Source organism: Micromonospora humida, from assembly GCF_016901255.1.
Lineage (GTDB): Bacteria > Actinomycetota > Actinomycetes > Mycobacteriales > Micromonosporaceae > Micromonospora > Micromonospora wenchangensis.
On sequence record NZ_JAFEUC010000001.1, the window covers coordinates 289554 to 315715 of the forward strand.

Annotated in this window: 21 protein-coding genes; 9 read left to right on the plus strand and 12 right to left on the minus strand. The window is 72.1% G+C overall.

What is annotated here, in order from left to right; genetic code table 11:
- Positions 1-106 precede the first annotated feature (106 nt).
- The 3 genes from manD to JQX11_RS01350 all read left to right on the plus strand — a co-directional run bounded on the left by manD (position 107) and on the right by JQX11_RS01350 (position 2204).
- Entirely contained in the window at positions 107-1315 is a 1209-nt protein-coding gene (gene manD, locus JQX11_RS01340) for a D-mannonate dehydratase ManD (protein WP_088644183.1), read from the plus strand.
- A gap of 88 nt (positions 1316-1403) precedes the next feature.
- Positions 1404-1766, plus strand: a complete 363-nt coding sequence (locus JQX11_RS01345) for a hypothetical protein (protein ID WP_204923076.1) — start codon at positions 1404-1406, stop codon at positions 1764-1766.
- Positions 1767-1916: 150 nt separating this feature from the next.
- Positions 1917-2204, plus strand: coding sequence for a hypothetical protein (locus tag JQX11_RS01350; protein WP_204923077.1), 288 nt, complete (start codon positions 1917-1919; stop codon positions 2202-2204).
- Between the two features lie 24 nt (positions 2205-2228).
- Here JQX11_RS01350 and JQX11_RS01355 read toward each other — a convergent pair whose 3' ends face one another.
- From JQX11_RS01355 to JQX11_RS01395, 9 genes are all read right to left on the minus strand, one after another.
- Entirely contained in the window at positions 2229-2639 is a 411-nt protein-coding gene (locus JQX11_RS01355) for a VOC family protein (protein ID WP_204923078.1), read from the minus strand.
- A 10-nt stretch (positions 2640-2649) separates the two neighbouring features.
- Positions 2650-3093: a helix-turn-helix transcriptional regulator gene (locus JQX11_RS01360; protein ID WP_204923079.1), complete on the minus strand. Its 444-nt coding sequence runs from the start codon at positions 3091-3093 to the stop codon at positions 2650-2652.
- A 67-nt stretch (positions 3094-3160) separates the two neighbouring features.
- Positions 3161-5284: an alpha-glucuronidase gene (locus JQX11_RS01365; RefSeq protein ID WP_204923080.1), complete on the minus strand. Its 2124-nt coding sequence runs from the start codon at positions 5282-5284 to the stop codon at positions 3161-3163.
- Positions 5281-5964: a DUF624 domain-containing protein gene (locus JQX11_RS01370; protein WP_204923081.1), complete on the minus strand. Its 684-nt coding sequence runs from the start codon at positions 5962-5964 to the stop codon at positions 5281-5283. Before JQX11_RS01370 ends, JQX11_RS01365 begins: the two co-directional genes overlap by 4 nt.
- Entirely contained in the window at positions 5961-7517 is a 1557-nt protein-coding gene (locus tag JQX11_RS01375) for a GH39 family glycosyl hydrolase (RefSeq protein ID WP_204923082.1), read from the minus strand. The genes JQX11_RS01370 and JQX11_RS01375 overlap by 4 nt, the downstream gene beginning before the upstream one ends.
- 79 nt (positions 7518-7596) lie before the next feature.
- Entirely contained in the window at positions 7597-9210 is a 1614-nt protein-coding gene (locus JQX11_RS01380; RefSeq protein ID WP_307826008.1) for an ABC transporter substrate-binding protein, read from the minus strand.
- Between the two features lie 82 nt (positions 9211-9292).
- Positions 9293-10237, minus strand: a complete 945-nt coding sequence (locus tag JQX11_RS32010) for a carbohydrate ABC transporter permease (RefSeq protein WP_281253459.1) — start codon at positions 10235-10237, stop codon at positions 9293-9295.
- The gene (locus JQX11_RS01390; protein WP_232376995.1) at positions 10234-11208 is read right to left on the minus strand and encodes an ABC transporter permease; all 975 of its coding nucleotides are present in this window, start codon (positions 11206-11208) and stop codon (positions 10234-10236) included. The genes JQX11_RS32010 and JQX11_RS01390 overlap by 4 nt, the downstream gene beginning before the upstream one ends.
- Positions 11209-11218: 10 nt before the next feature.
- Positions 11219-13603, minus strand: coding sequence for a beta-xylosidase/alpha-l-arabinosidase (locus tag JQX11_RS01395; RefSeq protein ID WP_204923085.1), 2385 nt, complete (start codon positions 13601-13603; stop codon positions 11219-11221).
- A 282-nt stretch (positions 13604-13885) separates the two neighbouring features.
- Between JQX11_RS01395 and JQX11_RS01400 the strand changes: the two genes are divergently transcribed.
- The 6 genes from JQX11_RS01400 to JQX11_RS01425 all read left to right on the plus strand — a co-directional run bounded on the left by JQX11_RS01400 (position 13886) and on the right by JQX11_RS01425 (position 22043).
- Complete coding sequence (locus JQX11_RS01400) at positions 13886-14926, plus strand: LacI family DNA-binding transcriptional regulator (RefSeq protein WP_204923086.1); 1041 nt, start codon at positions 13886-13888, stop codon at positions 14924-14926.
- A gap of 15 nt (positions 14927-14941) precedes the next feature.
- Complete coding sequence (locus JQX11_RS01405) at positions 14942-15940, plus strand: acetylxylan esterase (RefSeq protein ID WP_204923087.1); 999 nt, start codon at positions 14942-14944, stop codon at positions 15938-15940.
- A gap of 612 nt (positions 15941-16552) precedes the next feature.
- A complete protein-coding gene (locus tag JQX11_RS01410; protein ID WP_204923570.1) occupies positions 16553-17680 on the plus strand; it encodes a cellulose binding domain-containing protein in 1128 nt (375 codons plus the stop codon).
- Between the two features lie 87 nt (positions 17681-17767).
- The gene (locus JQX11_RS01415) at positions 17768-19822 is read left to right on the plus strand and encodes a family 43 glycosylhydrolase (protein ID WP_204923088.1); all 2055 of its coding nucleotides are present in this window, start codon (positions 17768-17770) and stop codon (positions 19820-19822) included.
- Positions 19823-19902: 80 nt separating this feature from the next.
- Positions 19903-21414 carry a family 43 glycosylhydrolase gene (locus JQX11_RS01420; protein ID WP_204923089.1) on the plus strand — a complete coding sequence of 504 codons (1512 nt, stop codon included), beginning with the start codon at positions 19903-19905 and terminating at the stop codon, positions 21412-21414.
- A gap of 164 nt (positions 21415-21578) precedes the next feature.
- Positions 21579-22043 carry a PaaI family thioesterase gene (locus tag JQX11_RS01425; RefSeq protein ID WP_204923090.1) on the plus strand — a complete coding sequence of 155 codons (465 nt, stop codon included), beginning with the start codon at positions 21579-21581 and terminating at the stop codon, positions 22041-22043.
- Positions 22044-22088: 45 nt separating this feature from the next.
- Here the strand turns inward: JQX11_RS01425 and JQX11_RS01430 are convergent, their stop codons facing one another.
- The 3 genes from JQX11_RS01430 to fabF are packed head-to-tail and all read right to left on the minus strand — an operon-like array spanning position 22089 to position 26091.
- Positions 22089-23702 carry a beta-ketoacyl synthase N-terminal-like domain-containing protein gene (locus JQX11_RS01430; protein WP_307826010.1) on the minus strand — a complete coding sequence of 538 codons (1614 nt, stop codon included), beginning with the start codon at positions 23700-23702 and terminating at the stop codon, positions 22089-22091.
- The gene (locus JQX11_RS01435) at positions 23702-24787 is read right to left on the minus strand and encodes a branched-chain amino acid aminotransferase (RefSeq protein WP_204923091.1); all 1086 of its coding nucleotides are present in this window, start codon (positions 24785-24787) and stop codon (positions 23702-23704) included. Before JQX11_RS01435 ends, JQX11_RS01430 begins: the two co-directional genes overlap by 1 nt.
- The gene (fabF, locus tag JQX11_RS01440; RefSeq protein WP_307826011.1) at positions 24784-26091 is read right to left on the minus strand and encodes a beta-ketoacyl-ACP synthase II; all 1308 of its coding nucleotides are present in this window, start codon (positions 26089-26091) and stop codon (positions 24784-24786) included. The genes JQX11_RS01435 and fabF overlap by 4 nt, the downstream gene beginning before the upstream one ends.
- Between the last annotated feature and the right edge of the window lie 71 nt (positions 26092-26162).

The following is a 26162-nucleotide window of genomic DNA, read 5'->3' on the forward strand; positions in this document are numbered from 1 at the left end:
TCCACCGGCGTCGTCGCGTCCACCTGCCGTGCCCGCGCGACGGACCACGGCCCTCGTCCGCCCGAGACGGACCACACGGCCTTCGCCGCCACCCGCAGGAGGCCGTATGAGGATCGTCGACGCCCGGGTCATCGTGACCTGTCCGGGCCGCAACTTCGTCACCCTGAAGATCGTCACCGACGAGGGGGTCACCGGCGTCGGGGACGCCACCCTCAACGGCCGGGAACTCGCCGTCGCGTCCTACCTGCGCGACCACGTCGTGCCGCTGCTGATCGGGCGCGACCCGGCCCGGATCGAGGACACCTGGCAGTACCTCTACCAGGGCGCCTACTGGCGGCGCGGACCAGTGACGATGAGCGCGATCGCCGCCGTGGACACCGCGCTGTGGGACATCAAGGGCAAGGTCGCCGGCCTGCCGGTCTACCAGCTGCTCGGCGGCCGGTCCCGCGACGGGGTCACCGTCTACGGGCACGCCAACGGCGAGACCGTCGAGGACGTGCTGGTCGAGGTCGCCCGCTACGTCGACCTCGGCTACCGGGCGATCCGGGTGCAGTGCGGCGTGCCGGGCCTGCCGAAGACCTACGGGGTCAGCGCCGACAAGCTGTTCTACGAGCCGGCCGACGCGGCCCTGCCCAGCGAGGCCACCTGGTCCACCGCGCGGTACCTGGCGCACGTCCCGACGGTCTTCGCCCGGGTACGCGACGAGTTCGGCCCCACCCTGCGGCTGCTGCACGACGTGCACCACCGGCTCAGCCCGATCGAGGCCGCCCGGCTCGGCAGGAGCCTGGAGCCGTACGCGCTGACCTGGATGGAGGACCCGGTCCCCGCCGAGCTGCCGGAGGGGTTCCGGCTGATCCGGCAGCACACCACCACCCCGGTCGCCGTCGGCGAGGTGTTCAACACCATCTGGGACGCCGCCCAGCTCATCCGGGAACAGCTCATCGACTACATCCGCACCACGGTGGTGCACGCCGGGGGCATCACCCACCTGCGGCGCATCTTCGACCTGGCGGCGCTGCACCACGTACGCAGCGGCTCGCACGGGGCCACCGACCTCTCCCCGGTCTGCATGGCCGCCGCCCTCCACGTCGACCTGGCCATCCCCAACTTCGGCCTGCAGGAGTACATGCGGCACACCGACGCCACCGACGAGGTCTTCCCGCACGGCTACCACTACGCCGACGGCTACCTGCACCCGGCGGAGACCCCCGGACTCGGGGTGGACATCGACGAACAGGCGGCGGCCCGTTACCCGTACGCCCCGGCGTACCTGCCGGTCAACCGGCTGGAGGACGGCACCGTCCACCCCTGGTGACCGCGGGAACGACCGGACGTCTGGGCATCCGACCCGCCGGGGTCTACCGTACGTACACGGATGGACACTTTGGAGTGAGGACGGTGCCATGACGACAGCACGGACCGGCGCGGGCCGGCTCCTCGCCACGACCGTCGCGGTGGCGGTCGGTGTGACCGGCGGCCTGTCCGCCGGGACGCCGGCGCGGGCCGGCTCGAACGGGCAACAGGTCTACTTCGACTGGGGTCCCGCCTGGGGCCGCGCCACCCTCGAGGGCACCAACAACAACGGACAGTACGTGACCTCCCCGTCGATCTACCTCGGTGCCACCGGCTACGGGGCGTTGAACGACTGGTGGTGGAAGGGGTGGGTCACGGTGCACTTCTACTACGCCGACGGGGCCAGCCGGGACAGCCGTACCTGCTGGGTACCGACCGAGCAGAGCGGTTCGGACTGGACCTCCTGCTTCTGACGGCCACCGCCGCCCCCTGCGGCGGCAGGGGGCCCGGCCCACGCCCCTGCACCGCCAGCCACGTCGACGCCCCGGTCAGAAGAGGTGAACATGCGGATACCGACGAGAATCGGCAGGATCGCGGTCGGTGCGGCCGTCACGGTGGCCGCCGTGACAGCCGCCGCCCCGCCTGCGGTGGCCGGCTCCAACGGTCAGCAGATCGCGTTCAACTACAGCGGCCCGGCCTACGGGTTCGTCTACCTGGAGGGATACAACCAGTCAGGCGACTGGGTCTACTCCCCCTCGATCCCGCTCGACTCGTCCGGCTACGGCCAGCTCTACGGCTGGTGGTGGCGCGGGTTCGTGACCGTCAACTTCTACTACTCGAACGGGACCTGGGCCCGGGGCAGCACCTGCAACGTACCGATCGACCAGTGGGGCGACTGGACCTACTGCTGACCGACCACCCCACCGGACGGGCAGTCAGCGCAGCTCCTTGACCCGGATCAGGTTGCCGGCCGGGTCGCGGAAGGCGCAGTCGCGCACCCCGTACGGCTGGTCGATCGGCTCCTGGACGACCTCGGCGGCGCCGGCCTGCACCTTCTCGAAGGTGCCGTCGAGGTCGCCGGTGGCCAGCATCAGCCAGCCGTAGGTGCCCTTGGCCATCATCTCGGCGATGGTCCGGCGTTCCTCGTCGGTGACCCCGGGGTCGACCGCCGGCGGGGCCAGCAGGATCGACGTGCCGGGCTGGCCGGGTGGCCCGACGGTGATCCAGCGCATCTTCCCGGCGCCGACGTCGTTGCGGACCTCGAAGCCGAGGATGTCGCGGTAGAAGGCCAGCGAGGCGTCCGGATCGTCGTGCGGCAGGACGCAGGTGTCGATGGTGAGATCCATGCCGCTCACGCTAGGTGATGACCGGGGCGGGTGCTTCTCGATTCCTGACCGGTCGGGTCAGCTGTCTGGTCAGGCACGGCGGCAACTGGGCCGACCCCCGCGCCGCCAGCGCCCGGTAGCTGCTCGGCGGCATGCCGACCAGCTCGCCGAAGCGGGTGCTGAAGGTGCCCAGCGACGAGCAGCCGACCGCGAAGCAGACCTCGGTGACGCTGAGGTCGCCCCGGCGCAGCAGCGCCATCGCCCGCTCGATGCGCCTGGTCATCAGATAGGAGTACGGTGACTCGCCGTAGGCGCGGCGGAACTGCCGGCTCAGGTGACCCGCCGACATGTGCACGCCCCGGGCGAGCGCCTCGACGTCCAGCGGTCGGGCGTACTCCCGGTCGATCCGGTCCCGCACCCGGCGCAGCCGGGCCAGGTCACGTAGCTGCTGGTCGGGGGCGGATCGGCCGGTCATCCCGTGATCGTGCCAGGTTCCGCCGGCCGACGTCGACGCCACCCCGGGGCGGGTCGGGCGCGGGGGGTCAGTGGATGCGGCGGCCCCGGGCGTCGGGCACCCCGGACTTACGGAAGAAGTACGTGTTGACCTGGTCCCGCCACTCGGTCGCGCAGCGTAGCTGCTCGGCGAGACGCTCGGTGACCCGGTCGTGCACCGCCGGGTCGATCATCCCGGCGAGCCGGGACCACCGGTCCCGCATCGCCACCACCTCCTCCACCCCCGCGAAGTGGGTGTCGTAGATGTGCTGGATGACCGTGCTGCCGCTGTGCAGCACGTGGGAGTACGGCACGTGGTGGAAGAAGAGCAGCAGCTCGTCCGGGCACTGCTCCAGCGACTCGTACACCTGCGACCAGGGCGGCGGGTACTGGCCGGCGAACCCGGTGCCGGTCGCACAGGTCCGGTCCACCCCGACGCCGTCGCGGTCGGCGAAGTGGTAGGTGCCCCACCGGCTGTACTCGTAGCCGTCGACCCCCGGCCCGTAGTGGCCGGCCGGGTTCACCATGAAGCCGACGCCCAGCGGGGCGGTGTACCGCTCGTAGGTGCGCCACGAGTCGTCCAGCACGGCGTGCAGCGTCTCGCGGACCAGCGCCGGGTCACCGACCGTCGAGGCCGGGAAGGTCAGGTCGATCCACTCGTCGAGGAGCGCCACCGGGTCGAGCCGTGGGTCCCAGGCCAGCCGGCCGAAGGCGTACAGGTTGGCCTGGGCCAGTGGATGCCCGCACCAGAACGGGTCGTCGCCCACGTTGGCCACCGCCACCAGGTCGCCGCCCCGGTGCGGCCCCGGGCCGGGCACGTCGGCCAGCACGTCGGCGACGCTGCGTTCCGCCGGCCCCCACAGCCGGAACGCCAGCACCTCGTGCCACCAGGGGGCGAGGTAGCAGGCGTGCCACTGCTGGCCGGTGTACTCCTGGGTCACCTGCAACTCGACCGCCAGCCGGGTGGCCGGCATGGCGGCGATCACCGGCGAGACCGGCTCGCGGGGCTGGAAGTCGACCGGTCCGAACTTCACCTGGAGCACGACGTTCTCGGCGAACCGCCCGTCCAGCGGGGCGAAGTGGTCGTAGGCGGCACGGGCCCGGTCGGTCGTCCGGTCCCGCCAGTCCCGCCGGTGGTCGTAGACGAACGCCCGCCAGTGCACCACTCCCCCGTGCGGGGCGAGCGCGCCGGCCAGCAGGTTCGCCCCGTCGGCGTGGTCGCGGCCGTAGCTGAACGGGCCGGGCTGCCCCTCCGAGTCGGCCTTCACCACGTACCCGCCGAAGTCGGGGATGCGCGCGTAGACCCGGCGGGTGGTGCTCTCCCACCAGTCGCGCACCCCGTCGTCGAGCGGGTCGGCGGTGGACAGGTCGCCGAGGACGACGGGGGCGGCGAAGGTCACCGACAGGTGCACCCGGACGCCGTACGGACGCAGCAGGTCGGCGATCTCGGCCACGTCGTCGAGCCGGTCGGTGAGCAGCAGCGCCTCGGTGGGGCCGACGTTGACGTTGTTCACCGAGATCGCGTTGATCCCCATGGAGGCGAGCAACCGCCCGTACGCCCGCAGCCGGTGCCGGTCGCCGCGCGGTCGGCCGTCCCGCCAGAAGATTGACCCGCCGGCGTAGCCCCGCTCCACCTGCCCCATCACCGGGTGCACCGCCACATTGTCCCAGTGGTCGAGCATCCGGCGGCGCAGCACCGGCCGGTGCACCCGCGTCGGCTGCTCCCCGGTGAAGGCGGCCTCGCCGAGGCGGACCAGGTGGAACAGCCCGTACAGCAGTCCGGCCGGGGCGTCGGCCAGCACGACCGTGACGCCGTCGGAGCGGGTCAGCAGGAAGCCCTCGTCGCCCGGCGACCCGCCCCCGGGGCCCGGGGCCGCCGTCGCGGCGGGCGGCACCGCCTCGGGCAGCGGTCCCGAGTCGCGCAGGGCGAGCACCAGGTCGACCGGCCCGGCGACGGTCCGCTGCACCCGCCCGCCGTGCCGTGCGCAGGCGCGGGCCACCTCGTCGTGGACCGTGTCGACGAGCGTACCGTCGCCGTGCACCAGCACCCGACGGGCACCGATCGCCCGGAACGCCTCCGGCGGCAGCCACGCCGGGTGCGGCGGCGGTTCCCCCGCTCCGGTGGCGGTGGCCGGGGCGGTGCCGGTGGCCGGGGCGGTGGCGGGGCTGGTCATCGGGTGAAGTCCTTACGCACGAGGTCGGTCATCGGGGCGGCGACCCGCAGGTACGCCAGGACGAACGGCCCGGCCAGCAGCACCGGCAGCGCCTCGGAGACGAGCACGGTGAGCGCCCCGGCGGCGGCCAGCAGCAGGGCGGTGCCGACGGTGACGGTGGGCGTACGGACCAGGAAGTACAGCGCCAGCCGGAGCACGTCGCGGGTGCGGAAGGTGAACAGCGAGGCGATCACCAGCGCGTTGCCGCCGGCCAGGGTGAGCGCGCCCCCGATCGCGAGCAGCGGCACCGCCCAGCCGGTGGGGACGCCCGCGACGGACAGGTGGGCGAGGTTGACCGCGATGACCGTCAGCCAGAGCAGCAGCGGCACCCAGATCCGTAGCACCTGCGCGAGGTTGGCCCGGTAACCCTGCCGGAACCGGGCGGCGGGCCGCAGGTCGGTCAGGTCGGGGCGTTGGTGGTGCAGGGCGTACAGGGCGGCGGAGACGGCCGGACCGACCGGGACCAGGCAGAGCGCCACCAGCGGCAGGTTGCTGGCGTCACGGCCCAGCAGGAGCACCGGGACCAGCCCGGGGAGGGTGGTGAGGACCAGCAGGAAACCGACGACGAGCACCGTGTACACCGCGGCGGCGGCCCGCGACAACGGGCCGTCGCCGACCTCCCGCCAGGTCTGCGCGCTCACGACCGCTCCTGCCGGTCGGCCGCCGGGGGGCCGCCGAGCAGCCGCGCCTCGTCCCACCACGGCGGGGTCTCGTCGCGGACCGCGGCCAACTCGACGAGGGTGACCTCGTGCCGGGCCAGGTCGAGGTCGAGGTCGACCCGGCCGGCGGTGATCGGCAGGGCACGGTGGGAGCGGGCCGGTTCGGCGGCCTCCCGCAGGGCGTCGAGCTGCCCCGGGCGGGGGGACCGGGGGCGGCCCATCTCGCTCCAGGCCGTCCAGGCGTTGCCGACGTCCTCGTTGACCGAGGAGCGGAGCAGGAAGGCCGAGGTGACCTCCCCGCCCGTCGTCGGGGCGGGGGCCACCGGGACCGACAGGGCCAGCCGATGCCGGTCGGGCACCGGGTGCAGGCCGGTCACGTCCACCGGGGCCCAGGCCAGGATGGCGACCCGGCCGTCGGGGTGCCGGGTGACCAGGTGGTCGACGCCCCGCGCGAGCACGTCGCCGCCGAGGCGGGCCAGGAACGCGTACAGGTGGTAGGTGGGTTTCTTGATCTGGCGGTGGGTGAGCAGGCCGAACCCGCCGTGGAACAGCGCGGTCGGCACCCCCACCTCCTCGAACACGTCGCTGAACGTCCAGTACGAGAAGGAGTCGACCAGGTCGCCGCCGGCCGCCAGCACCGGGGCGAGGTAGGCCGCGTGGAAGGCCGTGTCGTGGATCGGGTTGTCCGGCCGGTAGGAGGAGTTGAACTCGGTGATGTGCACCGGCAGGTCGGCCAGCGCGGTGCCGTACAGGTGCCGGCGCGGGGCGGCGAACTGTTCCAGCAGCGACGACGCCGGGGCCAGGGTCTGGTGGGTGCCGAACGGCACGTGCTGGGCGGGACCGGAGGTGTAGGCGTGCCGGCTGACGAAGTCGACGGGCACGTCGTGCGTGGTGACGAAGTCGGCGAAGGGCTCCCACCAGTCGTCCGCGCCGGGCGAGATGGCCGGACCGCCGACCTGCAGCCCGGCGTCGACCTCCTTGACCGCGTGCGCGGTCACCTCGTAGAGGCGGTGGTAGGCGTTGCGGTCGGCGTCCTGCCAGAAGTCGGGCAGGTTCGGCTCGTTCCACACCTCGATCGGCCAGCCGCGCACCTCGTCGAGGCCGTACCGGTCGACCAGGTGGGCCACCGTGGCGCGGACCAGGTCGCCCCACTCCCTGAAGCAGCGGGGCGGGGTGACGTTGCCCTGCCACCAGAACACCGTCTGCTCGCCGGAGGCCAGCCCCTCCGGCATGAAGCCCAGCTCCACGAACGGCCGGATGCCCAGGCCGAGGTAGGCGTCGACGACCTGGTCGACGTACGTGAAGGAGTGGTGCACTTGACGTTCGCCGCCGTTGTGGTAGGGGCGGTGGACGCCGACGCCGTCACTGAGCAGGCCGTGCCCCCGGATGTGCCGGAATCCGATGTCCTGCTGGATGAGGGCCAGCGAGTCCTGGTAGTCGCGGCGCAGGGCCAACTCGAATCGTCCCGTGCCGACACACCGCCGCCAGGCGTCGGTGAGCTGCCCCACGGGTCGGGCGGGAACGGTGATCCGCATGGTGGTGTCCTCCGGTGCTCGCCGGTCCGGTGCCCGGCCCGGCCGGAACCCGTCTCGGGTTCCGGCCGGGCCGGGTCGGTCAGCCGTTGTCCTTCTCGAACCGCTCGTGCGCCTTGTTGACCAGGCCGATGTACTGGTCGGCGTTCTTGGCCTTCAGTTCGCCGACGTAGGCGTCCCACTCGGTGAGGGGCCGCTGGCCGAGGATGAACTTCAGCGTGTTCTGCACGACGTGGTCCTTCAGCGGCGTCTCCCACAGCGACGCCTGCTCCCGCTCCTCGTCGGTGAGCGGGGCCGGCGGGTCCACCGGCAGCGGCGTGCGGGCGTTCATCACCTTCTGGAACTCCATCTCCTCCGGGGAGAAGAACGACTGCACCAGGTCGAGCTTGCCGCCGTAGGCGAACACCCCGTTGCCGAAGCCGAAGTCCTTCTGCAGGTGCTTGCTGCCCTTGGGGTTGAGCCCGATCATGTCGACGTCGGGGTTCAGGGTGTACTTGCCGGCGGCGTCCTTGCTGTAGGTGGTGCCCTCGACGCCCCACTTGGCGAACTCCTGGCCGGCGTCGGAGTAGTACAGCCAGTCGATGAACTGCATCATCGCCACGAAGTTCTTGCTGTCCCGGGCCTTCTTGGAGATCATGACGCCGTTCTCCAGCCGGCTGGCCGGGTTGATCTCGCCGGCCGGGCCGACCAGCATCGGGATCTTCGTCAGCTTGGCGTTCGGTAGGGTCTTGGCCAGGTCGGGGCGGTAGTCGTTGACCAGGGTCTGGGCGTTGCTGCCGATGACGAAGGACTTGCCGTTGGCGAGCTTCTGCCGGGCCTGCTCATCGGTCTGGGTGAAGCTCTCCGGGTCGAGCAGCTTCTCCGCCACCAGCTTGTTGAGGTACACGATGACCTGCTTGTACTGCTCGGTGGCGCCGGTGTAGACGAACTTCTTCGCCGCCGGGTCCCAGGTGGCGGGGTTCCAGCTCCAGCCGGTCCGCAGGCCGTGCGCGGCGCCGACGATGCTCAGCAGCTCCCCGCCCGGGTTCGGCTTGCTCCACCGGTCCGAGTACGGGTACGAGTCGGGGTAGCGCGCCTTCATCGCCTTGAGCACGGTGTACAGCTCGTCCCAGGTCTTGGGGATCGGAAGGTTGAGCTGCTGGAGGATGTCGGTGCGCACCGCGATCGAGTACTCCGCCCACGGCTTCTCGTGCAGGCCGGGGAGCAGGTAGAACTTGCCGTCGGACTGTCGCAGCGTGTCGAACTCCGGTTGGAGGTTCCACTTGGCGATCTTGTCCTTGAGGTTGGGCATCAGGTCCAGGTAGTCGCTCACCGGCAGGATCGCGCCCGAGGAGACGAAGGCGTTCTCCGACGGGTGGTAGGTCTTCGGGATGATCAGTGGGGCGTCGCCGGCGCCGATGAGCAGGCTGCGCTTCTGCTCGTAGTCGCTCAGCGGCACGGCCACCGGGGCGAGCTTGACGTTGGTCCGCTTGGTCAGCTCCGACCAGAACAGCCAGTCGTCCTTGAGCGGGTAGTTGGGGTGGTTGTTGTAGAGGATGGGGAAGGACAGCGGCTCGGTGGCCTTGAACTGCTTGTCGATCCCGTAGTCGGCCATCGCGCCGGCCCGGTTGCCGTCGAGGTCCTTGGCATCCGGGGCGTCGTCGGAGCAGGCCCCGACGAGGGTGAGGGTGAGCAGCCCGGCAGCGGCTATCGCCACGCGGCGCCACGTCCTGTGGAACATGGCTCGTCCTTTCGATCAGGTGGGGTGTGGGGTGCAGTGGGTGCAGCGGTCGGCCGGGCTACCCCTTGACCGCGCCGAGCATCACGCCGGACACGAAGAACCGCTGGATGAAGGGGTAGACCGCGAGGATCGGCAGGGTGGTGAGCACGATGGTCACGGCCTGGATGGTGGCCGCCGCCTGCACCGCGTCGGACTCGGCGACGCCACCGGCGGACTGCGCCCCGGTCGCCCCGGCGATGAGGTTACGCAGGTAGACCGTGACCGGGAGCAGGTCCTGCTGGTCCAGGTAGAGGAAGGCGGTGAACCAGGAGTTCCAGAAGGACACCGCGTAGAACAGCACCATCGTGGCGATGATCGCCTTGGACAGCGGCAGCACGATCCGCAGCAGGGTGCCGTACGTGCTCAGCCCGTCGACGGCGGCGGCCTCCTCCAACTCCACCGGCAGGCTCTCGAAGAACGCCTTCATCACCAGCAGGTTGAACACGTTGATCGCGTTGGGCAGGACCACCGCCCAGATGCTGTTCTTCATGCCCAGGCTGGTGATGAGCACGTAGTTGGGGATCAGCCCGCCGGAGAAGAACATGGTGAACACGGCGACCCCGACGAGCACCCCCCGCCCCTTGAGCTGGTGCTTGGACAACACGTACGCGTAGCAGGTGGTCAGCACGATCGAGATCGCGGTGGCGACGACGGTGTAGACCACGGTGTTGCGGTAGTTCGTCCAGAACATCGGGTCGGACATCACCAGCCGGTAGGCGGTGAGGTTGAAGCCCTGCGGGACGAGGTTGACCTTGCCGGCGATGATCGGCGCCTCGTCGCTGAGCGACCGGGCCACGATGTTGACGAACGGGTAGAGCGTCACCACCACCACGAGGGTCAGCACCACGGCGTTGACCGCCTGGAAGACCCGGTAGCCCCGGGTCGGGCGGATGCCCCGGCGGCGGCGGGACGCGGGGCGGGCCGCCGGGGTCTTCGGGCCGGCCGTGCCGGGTGCCACGGTCACCACAGGCTCGTCCCCACCGTGCGGCGGGAGATGGTGTTGGCGCTCAGCACCAGGATCAACCCGATCACCGCCTCGAACAGGCCAATCGCGGCGGCGTAGCTAAAGTTGCTGGACTCGAAGCCCAGCCGGAACAGGTACGTGGAGATCACGTCGGCGGTCGGGTAGGTCAGCGGGTTGTACAGCAGCAGGATCTTCTCGAACCCGACGGCCATGAAGGTGCCGATGTTGAGGATCAGCAGCGTCACCATCGTCGGCCGGATCCCGGGCAGCGTGACGTGCCAGGTCTGCCGCCAGCGGTTGGCCCCGTCGATCCGGGCCGCCTCGTACAGGTTCTCGTCGATGGTGGTGAGCGCCGCCAGATAGAGGATCGTCCCCCAGCCGACGGTCTGCCAGACCTCCGAGGAGACGTAGACGGCCCGGAACCATCCCGGCTGCTGCAGGAACGGCACGCCCTCCCCGCCGAGCCCCCGGACCAGCTGGTTGACCGAGCCGTCCATCGACAGCAGCTGCATCACCATCGCCGCGACGATCACGATGGACAGGAAGTGCGGCAGGTAGGACACCGACTGGACGAACCGCTTGAGCCTGCGGGCCCGGACCTCGTTGAGCAGCAGCGCCAGCACGATCGGCAACGGGAAGCAGAACAGCAGGGTCAGCGTGCCCAGCACCAGGGTGTTGGTGAAAACCTGCCAGAAGGTCGGGTCGGCCAGGAACAGCCGGAAGTACCGCAGGCCCACCCAGTACTCGCCGAAGACGCTGCCGCCGGGACTGAACCGGCGGAACGCGATCACGTTGCCGATCATCGGCAGATAGCGGAAGACCAGGAAGAACAGCAGCGGCAGGACGGCCAGCGAGTAGAGCTGCCAGTCCCGGCGCAGGGCCCGCCGCCAGGGGTTGCGGCGACGCCGGGCCGGGGCGGGCGTCGCCGCGGCCGGTGGCGGTGGCGGCGGCCGTAGCGTCTGGGATGTCATCCTCGGCCTCCTATCCGGCCTGCGGGTCGGTGCCGGCGGACTCGACGCGTACCGCCGTAAGCAGGTGTCGTCGCGCGCCAACCTGCCGTTGCGCACCGGTCAGGCGCAGCGGCAGGGTCGCCGAGGTGTCGCCGCTGGAGCGGCCGAAGCGCAGTTCGACGTCGCCGGGTTCGACGATGCGCCGGCCGTCGCGCCCGGTGAACGAGGCGACGTCGGCGGGCACGGTGAAGCTGACCTGCGCTGCCGTGCCGGGGTCCAGCGGCACCCGGGCGTAGCCGACCAGCCGGACCACGGGTCGGGTGGTCTGGGCGACCGGGTCGTGCAGGTAGAGCTGGACCACTTCGGTGCCGGGGCGGTCGCCGGTGTTGCGCACGGTGATCCGTACCGTCGTCTCGCCGTCGACCGGCCAGACCGGCGGCCCGCCGGTCTCCCCGGCGCCCGACACCACCGGGTCGGTCCACGCGAAGGTGGTGTAGCCCAGTCCGTGGCCGAACGGGTACGCCGGGGTGGGGTCGATCGAGGACACCTCGGAGCGGCGGCCCAGCGGCGGGGTCAGGTAGGTGCCGGGCAGGCCCCCGGCGTCGCGCGGGACGCTGACCGGCAGCCGCCCGGACGGGTTCACCGCGCCGGTGAGCACCTCGGCGAGCGCCTGCCCGCCGCGCTGGCCGAGGAAGAACGCCTGCACGACGGCCGCGGCACCCTCGTGGTCGGGGCCGAGGGCGTAGGGCCGGCCGGTCATCAGCACCAGCACCACCGGGGTGCCGGTGTCGAGCACGGCCCGGACCAGGTCGGCCTGGACGCCGGGCAGTCGCAGGTCGGGCGCGTCGCAGCCCTCGCCGGAGGTGCCCCGGCCGAACATGCCGGCGCGGTCACCGACGGCGAGCACGCAGACGTCGGCCTGCGCCGCGGCGGTGACCGCCGCCGAGATGCCCGAGGTGTCGTCGCCGGTGATCGCACAGCCCGGCTCGTGCACGAGGCCGGGAACCAACCGGGTGAGTTCGTCGCGCAGCGAGGGGATCTCCAGACCCAGCCCGTGCTCGGGGTGGCGGACCCCGACGTGGTTGGGGAAGGAGTAGCAGCCGAGCAGGGCCATCGGGTCGTCGGCGACGGGGCCGACCAGGGCCACCCGCCGTCCGGGGGCCAGCGGCAGCACACCGTCGTTGCGCAGCAGCACCACCGACTCGCGGGCCAGCCGCAGCGCGACGTCCCGGCTGGTCTCGTCGTCGAGCCGCAGGTTCGCCGCGTCCTCGGGCAGTTCCTGCCAGTCCTCGTCGAGCAGCCCGAGTTCGATCTTCTGGATCAGCACCCGGCGCAGCGCCCGGTCGATCAGCGCCTCGTCGACCGTGCCGGCCCGCACGGCCGCCACCAGCGGTTCGCCGAACGCGTCCACGGTGGGCAGCTCCACGTCGATGCCGGCGCGCAGGGCGAGCCGGGCGGCGTCGGCGGCGTCACCGGCCACCCCGTGCAGGGTCTGCAGGAAACGCACCGCGAAGTAGTCGGCGACGACGGTGCCGGTGAAGCCCCACTCGTCGCGCAGCAGCCCGGTCAGCAGTCCCTCGTCGGCTGCGGCGGGCAGGCCGTCGATCTCGGCGTACGAGTTCATCACCGAACGGGCCCCGCCGAGGCGCAGGGCCATCTCGAACGGCGGCAGGATGACGTCGGCCAGTTCCCGGGGGCCCATCGACACCGGGGCGAGATTGCGTCCGCCCCGGGAGGCGGAGTAGCCGGCGAAGTGTTTGAGGGTGGCGACGATGCCGGCGCGTTCCAGGCCCCGCACGTACGCCGCCCCGGTGGTCCCGACCAGGTACGGGTCCTCCCCGATGGTCTCCTCGGTACGCCCCCAGCGGTAGTCGCGGGTGACGTCGAGCACCGGGGCGAGTCCCTGGTGGACCCCGGCGGCCCGCATCGAGCGGCCGATCCGGCCGGCCATCTCCTCGACCAGCTCCGGGTCGAAGGAGGCGCCCCAGCCCAGCGGGGTCGGGTAGACCGTGGCCCGCCAGGCGGCGAAGCCGGTGAGGCACTCCTCGTGCACCTGGGCGGGGATGCCGAACCGGCTCGCGGCGGCGATCTGAGCCTGGGAGGCGGCCAGCGAGCGGGCCCCGACCACGGGGTCGACGGGTGCGGTGCCGAACGGGCGGGTCAGCTGGCCGAGCCCGTGCCGGATGATGGTGCTCCACGGTGGCGCACCGTCGATCATGTCGGCCTGGTGCGGGGCGACCCCCTCGCCGGAGGCTTCCGCGCCGACCCAGACGCCGACGAGTTGGGCGATCTTCTCCTCCAGCGACATGAGCGGCACCAGTGCGTCGGCCCGTTGCGCGGGTGAGCGTCGGGGGTCCCGCCACGGTTGGGTTCCGCGGGGTGCCGGGCCGTCGTCGACGGGCACCTGACTTCTCATGCCACACCTCTCACCTTCGACGCTCCCCCGTCGGCGCCCGTCGGACGGGCACGACGCGGCGGCGGGGGGTTCGAAAATTTCGTAAACAGCGCGTCACCTTTTTCGGGCAACTTAGGAGGCATTGCCGGCGCATGTCAAGGGCCTCAATTGGGATATGTGGCCGCGTATTTCCCGGAAGGTACATTCACCCCCGTCAAAATCTGCCCGCACTGTCGAATCCCGGTTTCGAACCGAACGTGCTAGAGTTCTCCGAAACTTTCGGACGTGCCTGGTGAGGCTTCGATGACCGCGTCCCGCCCGCTCATCCCACAGGCCTCGGCCACGATCGCCACCATCGCCGAGGAGGTCGGCGTTTCGGTGGCGACCGTCTCGAAGGTGCTCAACGGACGGGCGGACGTCGCCGCCGAGACCCGGGCGCGGGTCGAGGAGAGCCTGGAGCGCCACCGGTACCGCCGCCGCATCCGCCGGCAGTCGCCCGGGATCGACCAGATCGACCTGGTCTTCCACGAGTTCAACTCCGGCTGGGCGATGGAGATCATGAGCGGGGTCGAGGCGGTGGCCTCCGCCGCCGGGCTGGGCATCGCCATCTCCCAGCTCGACGGGGAGCACCGGCCCGCGCCCCGCCGGCTGGACGCCCTGGTCGCCCGGCGTCCACTGGGCCTGCTCTTCGTGCTCTGCCACCCGACCCCGCCGCAGCAGCTCATGCTGGCCGAACACCGCATCCCGTTCGTGGTCGTCGACACCGACAGCGCCACCTCGGCGTCGGTGCCGACGGTCGGCTCCAACAACTGGAACGGCGGCCTGCTGGCCACCCGGCACCTGCTGGAGCTGGGGCACCGCCGGATCGCCGTCATCTCCGGGCCCCGCGACGTGCTGTGCAGCCAGGCCCGCGCCGCCGGCTTCCGCTCCGCCCACGACGAGATCGGCCTCCCCCTGGACGCCGACCTGGTGCGCTACGGCAGCTTCTACGTCGACGGCGGGCACGCCCACGGCCTGGAACTGCTCGCCGGGCCCGACCGGCCGACCGCGATCTTCGCCGGCTCGGACCTGCAGGCCATCGGCGTGCTCCGGGCCGCCCGCCGGCTCGGCCTGCGGGTCCCCGACGACCTCTCGGTGATCGGGTACGACGACCTGCCGGTCGCCGGCTGGACCGACCCGCCGCTGACCACCGTGCACCAGCCCCTGCGGGACATGGCCGGCACCGCCACCCAGATGCTGCTGGAGCTGGCCCGGGGCGCGACGGTGGCGACCAGTCGGATCGACCTGGTGACCGAGCTGGTCGTCCGGGAGAGCACCGCCCCACCCGCCACCACCCGTCCCTGAGCACCCGAGGAACCCATGACATCCAGCGAGGACCTGCGGCGGTACACGCCGACCGTCGTCGAACCGGCCGACTTCGACCAGTTCTGGCGGGACACGCTCGTCGCGGCACGTGAGCGGCCGGTGCTGGTCGACGTCCGCCCGCACCGGACCGACCTGCGGCTGGTCGACACCTGGGACGTCACCTTCGCCGGGTTCGCCGGTGACCCGGTGCGGGCCTGGTACACCCGCCCGGCCGGGGTCGGGACCGCACTGCCCGCCGTGGTCGAGTACGCCGGCTACGGGCGCGGCCGGGGCCTGCCGCACGAGCGGCTGACCTGGCCGGTGGCCGGGTACGCACACCTGCTGATGGACAACCGGGGCCAGTCCGGGCTGCACGGCGCGGGCGACACCCCCGACCCGCACGGCGCGCCCGGCGGCCCGTGGCCCGCCACCTGGGGCATCCTCACCCCGCACGACTACCACTACCGCCGGCTGATCACCGACGCGGTCCGCGCGGTCGACGCCGTCCGCGCGCTGCCCGGGGTGGACCCGGCCCGGGTGGCCGCCGTCGGCAACAGCCAGGGCGGCGGGCTCGCCCTGGCCGTCGCCGGCCTGCGCGACGACCTCGCGGCGCTGCTGAGCACCGCGCCGTTCCTGTGCGACGTGCAACGCGGGATCGAGCTGACCGACGCCGCCCCGTACGGCGAGATCGCCAGGTACCTGGCGGTGCACCGGCAGGTCGAGGAGGCCGTCCGGCACACGCTGTCCTATGTCGACGGGGTGACCTTCGCCCGGCGGGCCACCGCGCCCGCGCACTTCGGCATCGGCCTGCGCGACAACGTCTGCCCGCCGAGCACCGGCTTCGCCGCCTACAACCAGTACGGCGCGGCCAACGGCCGGGAGGGGACACCGCCACGGGAGCTGCACACCTACCCGTTCAACGGCCACGAGGGCGGCGAGGCGTGGCAGGTCGAGCGGCAACTGCGCTGGCTCGACCCGCTGCTGCGCCCGGCCACCGGCGATCCGACGCGGTGACCGTGGGGCGGTGACCGGTGCCGCGCGGGTGGGGACACCGGCCCGACCGGCGGACGGGACGCCGCCCCGCGCAGGGGCGGTCCGCGCCACCCGGCGTCGTCGGGGAACCGGCCGGTAGTTCACCCGGGCATCGTCGCGCACCGATCTGTTGCCGATGTTAGCGATAACACGATATGGTGCATCGCGGCGGGAGCGCAGGGCACGCTCCGGCCGTGGTCACCGGTTCGTCCACCCGCCGGGGTTCGTCCACCTGCGGGGGTCGGTGGCCACCGGCACACACGGCGTCCACCGCCGGTGACGCGGTCCGGGTTCCCGGTCGACGCGCGTGGCGCACCTCCGCCCGTCAGCTCCAGGGCAATCCGCCGGGTATCCGGCCGGTCGGTCCGTGCGCGCGGGCGACGTCCGGGCCCGTGCCGGCACACCCCCTTGTCCCCGAGCCGGACGAGACGGCGACATCCCGCAACGGTCGCCGCGCTGCACGTCCGCACCGCGCTCCGCACGCCACCCCAGGGAGTTTCCATGAGCGGCACGAGCTGCCCGAACGCCGGGCCACCCCCGTCCGACCACCCCCATCCCGCCCGTACCGCACCCGCCGGCCGACGGCTGCCCACCATGCGGCGCGGCCTGCGCCTGCTGGGCCTGGCCACCGCCGCCCTGGTGGCCGCCGTCGCCACCGGGTCGGTGGTGACCGCACCCGCCAACGCCGAGTCCAACGGCGGGGTACGGGTGATGCCCCTCGGCGACTCGATCACCGACGGCTTCAACGTCCCCGGTGGCTACCGCATCGAGCTGTGGCAGCGGATGGTCGCCGACGGCTACCGGGTCGACTTCGTCGGCTCGATGTTCAACGGTCCGTCCAACCTCGGCGACCACGACCACGAGGGCCACTCCGGCTGGACCATCGCCCAGATCGACGCCAACGTGGTGAACTGGCTGCGCAACACCACCCCGCGCACGGTGCTGCTGCACATCGGCACGAACGACATGTACAACGCCTCCGGCGCGCCGACCCGGCTCTCCACCCTGATCGACAAGATCACCAACACCGCGCCGAACGCGGACGTCTTCGTCGCCACGATCATCCCGCGCAACGGCACCGAGTCGGCGGTCCGCACGTTCAACGCGGCGATCCCCGGGATCGTGCAGAGCAAGGTCAACGCCGGCAAGCGGGTGCATCTGGTGGACATGTTCAGCGCGGTGGGCACGGGCGACCTGGCCGACGGCATCCACCCGAACGCCACCGGCTACCGCAAGATGGCCACCACCTGGTACAACGCCCTGCGGGCGGTGCCCGGCAGTCTCGGCGGCAACACGCCGACCACCCCGCCGACCACCGCCCCGCCCACCACGCCGCCACCGACCACCCCGCCGCCCACCACGCCGCCGCCCACCACGCCCCCGCCCACCACGCCCCCGCCGTCGGCGGGCTGCCGGGTCGCGTACACGGTCAACGCCTGGAACTCCGGCCTGACCGCCTCGATCAGCATCACCAACACCAGCAGCACGGCGGTCAACGGGTGGGCGCTGGCGTTCACCCTGCCCGGCGGGCAGACCATCACCGGTAGCTGGAACGCCACCTACACGCCGACCAGCGGGGCGGTCACCGCCCGCAACGTCTCCTACAACGGCACGATCGCGCCGAACACCTCGGTCGACGTCGGCTTCCAGGCCGAACACACCGGCAACGCGGCCAAGCCGACCGCGTTCACCCTCAACGGCACCGCCTGCTCGGTCGCCTGATCCACCCGTCCGGCACCGGTGTGCGTGCGCACCGGTGCCGGACGTCTTCCCACCACCGACTCCCACCACCCCCAGTAGGAGTACCGAATGCGACTCACCAGAACAGGACCGGGCCGGGTGCTCCTTGCCGCCGGCCTGATCGCCGCCGCCACGGCGGTCGCCCTACCGGCCCAGGCCGCGGCGGCCGGCTGCGCGGTCGACTACACCGTCTCGTCCGAGTGGGGCGGCGGCTTCGGCGCGAACGTCGCCATCACCAACCTGGGCGACCCGATCGACGGCTGGACCCTGACCTGGTCCTACGGGGCCGGGCAACAGGTCACCCAGGCGTGGAACGCCACCGTCACCCAGTCCGGCGCGCAGGTCACCGCCCGCAACGTCAGCTACAACGCCACGATCGGCACCGGCGCCACCGTGTCGTTCGGCTTCAACGGCTCGTGGAACGGCAGCAACCCGAAGCCGACGAGCTTCACCCTCAACGGCACCACCTGCACCGGCGGCACGACCACCCCGCCGCCCACCACACCGCCGCCGACCACCCCACCGCCGACCACGCCCCCGCCCACCACGCCGCCGCCGACCACACCCCCACCGACCACGCCGCCACCGACCACCCCACCGCCCACGACGGGCCCGTGGCCGCCGTCGTCCACCTTCAGCAACCCGGTGATCTGGCAGGACTTCGCCGACATCGACATCCTGCGGGTCGACGACACCTACTACTACTCGGCGTCGACCATGCACTACTCCCCCGGAGCGCCGGTGCTGCGCTCCTACGACCTGGTCAACTGGGAGTTCGCCGGCCACTCGGTGCCCAAGCTGGACTTCGGCCAGAAGTACGACATGTCCGGCGGCCGGGCGTACGTCGACGGGATCTGGGCGTCGTTCCTGGGCTACCGCAAGAGCAACAAGACGTTCTACTGGGGCGGTTGCGTCGACTTCAGCAAGACCTACATCTACACCGCGCCGTCGGCCGAGGGGCCGTGGACCCGGCACACCACCCTCAACAGCTGCTACTACGACGCGGGTCTGCTCGTCGACGACAACGACACGATGTACGTCGCGTACGGCAACACGAACATCAGCGTCGCCCAGCTCTCCGCCGACGGGAAGACCCAGGTCCGCTCGCAGCAGGTGTTCACCACCCCGTCGAGCGTGGGCACCCTGGAGGGGGCCCGGTTCTACAAGCGCAACGGCAGCTACTACATCTTCCTCACCCGACCGGCCAACGGTCAGTACATCCTCAAGGCGTCCAGCCCGTTCGGGCCGTACACGATGCAGCAGGTGCTGCTGAACCTGCCCGGACCGATCTCCGGCGGTGGCGTGCCGCACCAGGGTGGTCTGGTGCAGACGCAGAACGGCGACTGGTACTACATGGGCTTCCAGGACGCCTACCCCGGCGGCCGGGTGCCGGTGCTCGCCCCGGTCACCTGGAACTCCAGCGGCTGGCCGGTGATCCAGCTCGTCAACAACGCCTGGGGTGGCTCGTACCCGTACCCGAACGTGCCCCGGCCACCACGCCAGGTCAAACCCATGATCGGGACCGACACGTTCGCCGGCACCACCCTCGGCCCGCAGTACGAGTGGAACCACAACCCGGACGACTCGAAGTGGTCGGTCAACAACGGGCTGCGGCTGCAGACCGCGACCGTGACCAACGACCTCTACTCCGCGCGCAACACGCTGACCCACCGCATCCAGGGACCCCGGTCCACCGCCACCATCGAACTCGACTACTCCACCATGCGCGACGGTGACCGCAGCGGCCTGGCGATGCTGCGCGACCAGTCGGCCTGGATCGGTGTGCGGCGGGACAACGGCGCGACCCGGGTCGCCGTGGTCAACAACCTGACCATGGACAGCAACTGGAACACCACCAACACCGGCACCGAGGTCGCCGGGGCCGGCATCTCCGGCGGCAAGATCTGGCTGCGGATCAACGCGGACATCAGTCCCGGCTCCGGTCGGCAGGCCCGCTTCTCGTACAGCACCGACGGGGTGAACTTCACCTCGCTCGGCCCCGCGTTCACCCTCAACAACGCCTGGCAGTTCTTCATGGGCTACCGGTTCGCCATGTTCAACTACGCCACCAGCTCCCTCGGTGGTGCGGTGACCGTCCGGAAGTTCGACCTGGCCAAGTCGTAGTACCCCGTCCCTCCTCGCCGGCCGACCACCCCCGTGGTCGGCCGGCGAGGCGTATCCCCCACCCCCGACAGGAGCACCGCATGTCCGCCTCACCCGACCCCCGGTCGGCGGTCCCGCCCACCTCCACACCCCGCACCGCCCCGCCGTCCGGCCGCCGTCCCGGCCGCACCCGGTCGGCGGCGCTGCTCGTGCTGGCCCTGCTGGCCGGCCTGCTGACCGCCGCCGTCCCGGCCGGGGCGGCGCCCGCCGTGCGGGCCAGCAACCCGCTGGTCGCGCAGCGCGCCGACCCGCACATCGTGCGGCACACCGACGGCTACTACTACATGACCGCCACGGCCCCCGAGTACGACCGGATCGTGCTGCGCCGGGCCACCACCCTCCAGGGCCTGTCCACCGCCCCGGAGACCGTCATCTGGCGGCGGCACACCAGCGGCATCATGGGCGCGCACATCTGGGCCCCGGAGATCCACTTCATCGACGGCCGCTGGTACGTCTACTTCGCCGCCGGTGCCACCGACAACGTCTGGGCGATCCGGATGTACGTCCTGGAGGGCACCGGGGCGAACCCGCTGACCGCGAGCTGGGCCGAGAAGGGGCAGATCCGTACCCCATGGGAGACCTTCGCGCTGGACGCGTCGACGTTCGTCACCAACGGGGTGCGCTACCTGATCTGGGCGCAGGCCGAGCCGGGCATCGCCACCAACTCCAACCTCTACATCGCCCGGATGGCGAACCCGTGGACGCTCAGCGGCTCCCCCACCCGGATCGCCGTGCCCACCCTGGAGTGGGAGATGCGCGGCGGGGTGAAGGTCAACGAGGGACCGACCGTGCTGCAACGCAACGGCCGGATTTTCCTCACCTACTCGGCGAGCGCGACCGACGCCAACTACTGCCTCGGGATGCTGACCGCCTCGGCGGGCAGCGACCTGCTCCGGGCCTCGTCCTGGGTGAAGTCGCCGCAGCCGGTCTTCACCAGCAACGCCGCGACCGGCCAGTGGGGGCCGGGGCACAACTCGTTCACCGTCTCCGAGGACGGGCAGAGCGACATCCTCGTCTACCACGACCGCAACTACCGGGACATCAGCGGTGACCCGCTGCGCGACCCCAACCGGCGTACCCGTATCCAGAAGGTCTACTGGAACGCCGACGGCACCCCGAACTTCGGCATCCCGGTGCCCGACGGGGCCACCCCGGTCCGGCTGCGGTCGGACAACCTGCCCGACCGGTTCGTCCGGCACTGGGAGTACCGGGCCCGGCTGGAGGCGAACGTGACCAACCTCGCCGACTCGCAGTTCCGCCTGGTGCCCGGCCTGGCCGGCGGCACCACGGTCTCCCTGGAGTCCACCAACTTCCCGGGTTACCACCTGCGGCACCGCAACTGGGAGGTGTGGGTCGAGCGGGACGACGCGTCGTCGACGTACCGCGCCGACGCCAGCTTCGTGCAGCGGCCCGGCCTGTCCAACGCCGCCGGGGTGTCGTTCGAGGCCGTCAACTATCCCGGCCAGTACCTGCGGCACAGCAACGGCCTGCTCTACCTGCGGACCGTCACCGACGCCACCGGCAACGCCGAGGCCACGTTCGTGCTGGAGTGACCGCCGCCCGCCGGGCCGTCCGAACCCGGGCGGCCCGGCGGGCGCGTCCCGGATGGACGGTCCGGCGGGCCGGGCGGAGCGGGACGCCCCGGTGGTGAACCCGCTACGCGGGGGTGACCGTTCGGGGACGGAGCGCTACCCGGTCTTCGCCTATAGTGGCGTCCATGCCTAGCCGAGCTGTGATGTCGGTCGATGAGGCGCGGGCCTGGCTCGCCGAGGTCATCTCCGGCGCCGAGCGCCTGCGCCTGGAGTCGGTCGACGACGACCGGGTCGTCTCGGTGACCGGCCCCGACTGCCTCGAACTGCGCCTCGACGGCACGATCTCCGGGCCGGCCATGTTCTGGGCGATGGACCTGACCGGCTTCGTCGCGGTGACCGTGCTGATCGGCCCGACACCGGCGATGGTGCTGGCACACAGCAGCATCAGCTTCCTCGCACCCGCCGAGCCCGGCGAGCTGCGGGTCACCGCCGAGGTGATCAAGCTGGCCAGCCGGTCGGCGGTGGTGGACGCCCGCGCCAGCGACCGCCGGGACACGCTGGTGGCCGCGTCCACCCTGCACTTCGCGCTGCCGTCGCGGGCCACCCGGGCGGCCCTGCGCGCCGAGCAGGCCGTCCGGGCCGGTAGCTGACCCACCGGCCGGCCGGTTCATCCGGCGGCGGGGATGCCGGGCCGCTCAGTCCGGGCGGTCCACCACGTGGGTGCGCCGCTGCCACGGGTAGGTCGGCAGCGGAGCCACCACCCGGCCCTTCGGCATCGGCAGCGGATCGTCCGCGCCGAGCACCCGCACGTCCGGGTGGTCCGTGCCGGCGGCCACCGCGGTCAGCGCCTCGGCCGCCTGCGTCGGGCCGGACGCCCGCACCCACACCGCGTGCGCCAGCCGGGTCCGACCCCCTGCGGCGGTGCCGGCGAACGCCGGGAAGTCCGCCGCCGGCAGACCGGCCAACCGGTCGGCGTAGCGGCGGGCCAACTCGGCGAGCGCCGGCCCGGTGGCCGCCGACACCGGGAACCCGTCCACCGGCGGCGGCACGGCCGGCGGCACCGGCGGAGCGGGCGACAGCACCGCGAAGGCGTTCGTGCCGCTCATCCCGTACGAGCTGGTCGACGCGCAGGCCCCGAACCGGTCATCCCAGTCGACCGGGGCGACCGGGATCTCAATGCCGGTGCCGGTGAGGTCGATGCGCGGGTTGAGGGTGCGGAAGTTGGCCTGCGGGGCGATCGTGCGGCGCTGCAGGCAGAGCACCGCCTTCACCAGCCCGAGCACCCCGGCGGCGGACTCGGTGTGGCCGATGTTGCCCTTCACCGAACCCACGTGCAGCGGCGGGCCGTCGACGCGGCCCAACGCCGCCGCGACCGCCGACATCTCGGCCGGGTCACCCAGCGGGGTCCCGGTGCCGTGCGCCTCGTGGTAGCCGATCTCACCGGGGGTGATCCCGGCGGCGGCCAGCACCGCGTCGATCAGCCCCGCCTGGGCCGACACGTTCGGTGTGGTGAACGTCGGCGTCCGGCCGTCGTGGTTGATCCCGGTGCCGCGCAGCACCGCGAGCACCCGGTCACCGTCGCGCTGCGCGTCTGCCAGCCGCTTGAGCAGCAGCATCGCGCAGCCCTCACCCCTGACGAACCCGTTGGCGTCGGCGTCGAACGGACGCGACCGGCCGTCCGGCGACAACGCACCGGTCTGCGCCACCGACCTGGTGGTGCTCGGGGCGAGGATCAGGTTGACCCCGCCGGCGACCGCCGCGTCACAGTCACCCGCCGAAAGCGCCCGCGCCGCCGTGTGCACCGCCACCAGCGACGACGAGCAGGCCGTGTCCAGCGCGAACACCGGCCCCCGCAACCCCAGGGTGTACGCGACCCGCCCGGCGGTGAAGCTGTGCCCGTTACCGATCGTCCAGTACGAGTTCGGGTCCCCGGTCAGCCACTGCCGGTAGTCCCGGCCGGTGACCCCGACGAATACCCCGGTGCCGCCGGCCACGGTGGCGACCGGGATCGCGGCATCCTCGAACGCCTCCCACACCACCTCCAGCAGCAGCCGGTGCTGCGGGTCGAGGACCCGGGCCTCCCGGGGCGAGATACCGAAGAACTTCGCGTCGAAGTCGAACACGGCGTCGAGGTAGCCGCCCCGGGTGACCATGCCGTCCCACTGCGTGCCGAACCCGGCCCGGCGGTCGTCGGGCAGCTCGCCGGTGAGGTCCCGGCCGGCGAGGAGCGCCGACCAGTACGCGTCGGGGCTCGACACCCCGCCGGGCGCGCGGACCGCCATCCCGACGACCGCGATCGGGGTGGGCACTACAGCACCCGGCGCATCCAGCCGTGGGGGTCGGCAGCCCGGCCGGTCTGGATGTCGAGCAGCCGCTCCCGGAACTGCTGGGTGTACTTGCCCGGCGCCCCGTCACCGATGGTGAGGGCGAAGTCGTCGCTCTTGAGCCCGACGATCGGCGTGATCACCGCCGCCGTACCGGCCGCGAACGCCTCGGTCATCGTTCCGTCGGCGAACCCGGTGCGCATCTCGTCCAGGTCGATGGTGCGCTGCACCGGCTCCAGCCCGTGCTCGGCGGCGAGGGTCAACACACTGTCGCGGGTCACCCCGTCGAGGATGGTGCCCAGGCCGGGGGTGAGCAGCTGGTGGTCGCGGGTGACGAAGAAGACGTTCATGGTGCCCGACTCGTCGATGCTGCGCCGGCCCTCGCCGCCCAGGTAGAGCACCTGCTCGCAGCCGTGGCCGAGGGCCTCCCGCTGCGGGGCGAGGCTGGCCGCGTAGTTGCCGCCGCACTTGGCCGCGCCGGTGCCACCGATCGACGCCCGGCTGTAGGTGGTGCTGACCCAGAGCGTGACGCCGGTGACCCCGTTGGGGAAGTACGACCCGGCCGGGCAGGCCAGCACGCAGTAGGTGACGTGCTGGGCGGGACGCACCCCGAGGAACGCCTCCGAGGCGAACATGAACGGGCGCAGGTAGAGGCTCTGCTCACCGCCGTACGGCGGAACCCACGCCTCGTCGGCGCGGACCAGCGCGGCCACGCTCTCGACGAAGGTCTCCTCGTCCAGCTCCGGCAGGACCATCCGGCGGGCCGACGCGGCGAACCGGCGCGCGTTGAGCTCCGGGCGGAACAGCCAGATGCTGCCGTCGGCGTGCCGGAACGCCTTGAGCCCTTCGAGGATCTCCTGCGCGTAGTGCAGGACCGCCGCGCCGGGGTGCATGGTGAACGGCTCCAGCGCGCCCACCCGGTGGTCGTGCCAGCCGGCGTCGGCCGACCACACGGCGGTGGCCATGTGGTCGGTGAAGTAGCGGCCGAAACCCGGGTCGGCGAGGATCTCCTCCCGGGTCTGCGGCGGGGTGGGGTGGTCGGTGGGGATCAGCGGGAACTGCGCGGTCATCCGGACTCTCCTCGCGACGGGGTATCGGTGAACACGACGACGCAGTTCTGCCCGCCGAAGCCGAAGGCGTTGGTGAGCGCCACCCGCACCGGCGTCTCCCGGGCCTGGTGGGGCACGTAGTCCAGGTCGCAGTCGGGATCGGGCTGGTGCAGGTTGACCGTCGGCGGGACGACGCCCTCGCGGATCGCCAGGGCGCACACCATCGCGCCGAGGGCGCCCGCCGCGCCGATCAGGTGCCCGAGCATCGACTTGGGCGCGCTGACGACGACCCGGTCGGCCGCCGCCCCGAGAGCCGCCCGGATGGCGACCGTCTCGGTCAGATCGTTGGCCTTCGTCGAGGTGCCGTGGGCGCAGATGTAGTCGACCGCGTCGGGGCGGACCCCGGACCGGTCGAGCGCCTGCCGGATCGCCTCGGCGGCGAACACCCCGCCGGGACGGGGGGCGCTGACGTGGAAGGCGTCGCTGGTCAGCGCGCCACCGGCGACGGTCGCGTACGGGGTGGCACCCCGGCGACGGGCGTGCGCGGCGGACTCCAGCACCAGGATCACCGCCCCCTCGCCGAAGACGAAGCCGTCCCGGTCGGCGGCGAAGGGCCGGCTCGCGCCGGTCGGGTCGTCGTTGCGCTGGGACATCGCCCCCATGCTCACCAGGCCGGCGAACATGGCCGGGGTGATCGCCGCGTCGGTGCCGCCGCAGATGACCACGTCGGCCTCCCCGGACAGGATCAACCGGCGGGCGTCGAGCAGCGCGTACGCGCCACTGGCGCAGGCCAGCGCGCTGGCGTTGACCGGCCCGTGCGCACCCACCTCGATGGCCACCTCGCACGCCGGCATGTTGGTCAGCGACGACGGCACGAAGTGCGACAGGGGCGCCGTCGGGTCGGGGGCGAGCAGCCCGCGTACGGTGGCCTCGACGGTGTCGAAGCCGGCGACCGCGGCGTTGACCACCACGCCGACCCGGGCGGCGTTGCCGGCGTCGACGGTGAGCCCGGCGTCGGCGACCGCCTCGCGCGAGGCGACCACCGCGAACTGGCTGAACCGGGCCATCCGCCGCAGTTGCTTGCCGGTGAAGTGCTCGGCCGGCTCGAAGCCGCGCACCTCGGCGGCGATCCGGGTGGGCAGCGCGCCGGCGTCGAAGGCGGTGACCGGGCCGACGCCCGACTTGCCGGCGAGCAGGGCCTGCCAGGTGCTGTCGCGGTCGAGACCGAGCGGCGTGACGGCGCCGATCCCGGTGATGACGACGTCGTCGGTCATCATCTCGCCGTCGCCCCCCAGCATCGCGCCCCGGCTCCGTTCTCCCGCCACCGAACGACCGATAGAACACTATCAGTCACCATCGACGCCCGGCATCCGTCCACGGCATCCGGTGGCCCGCC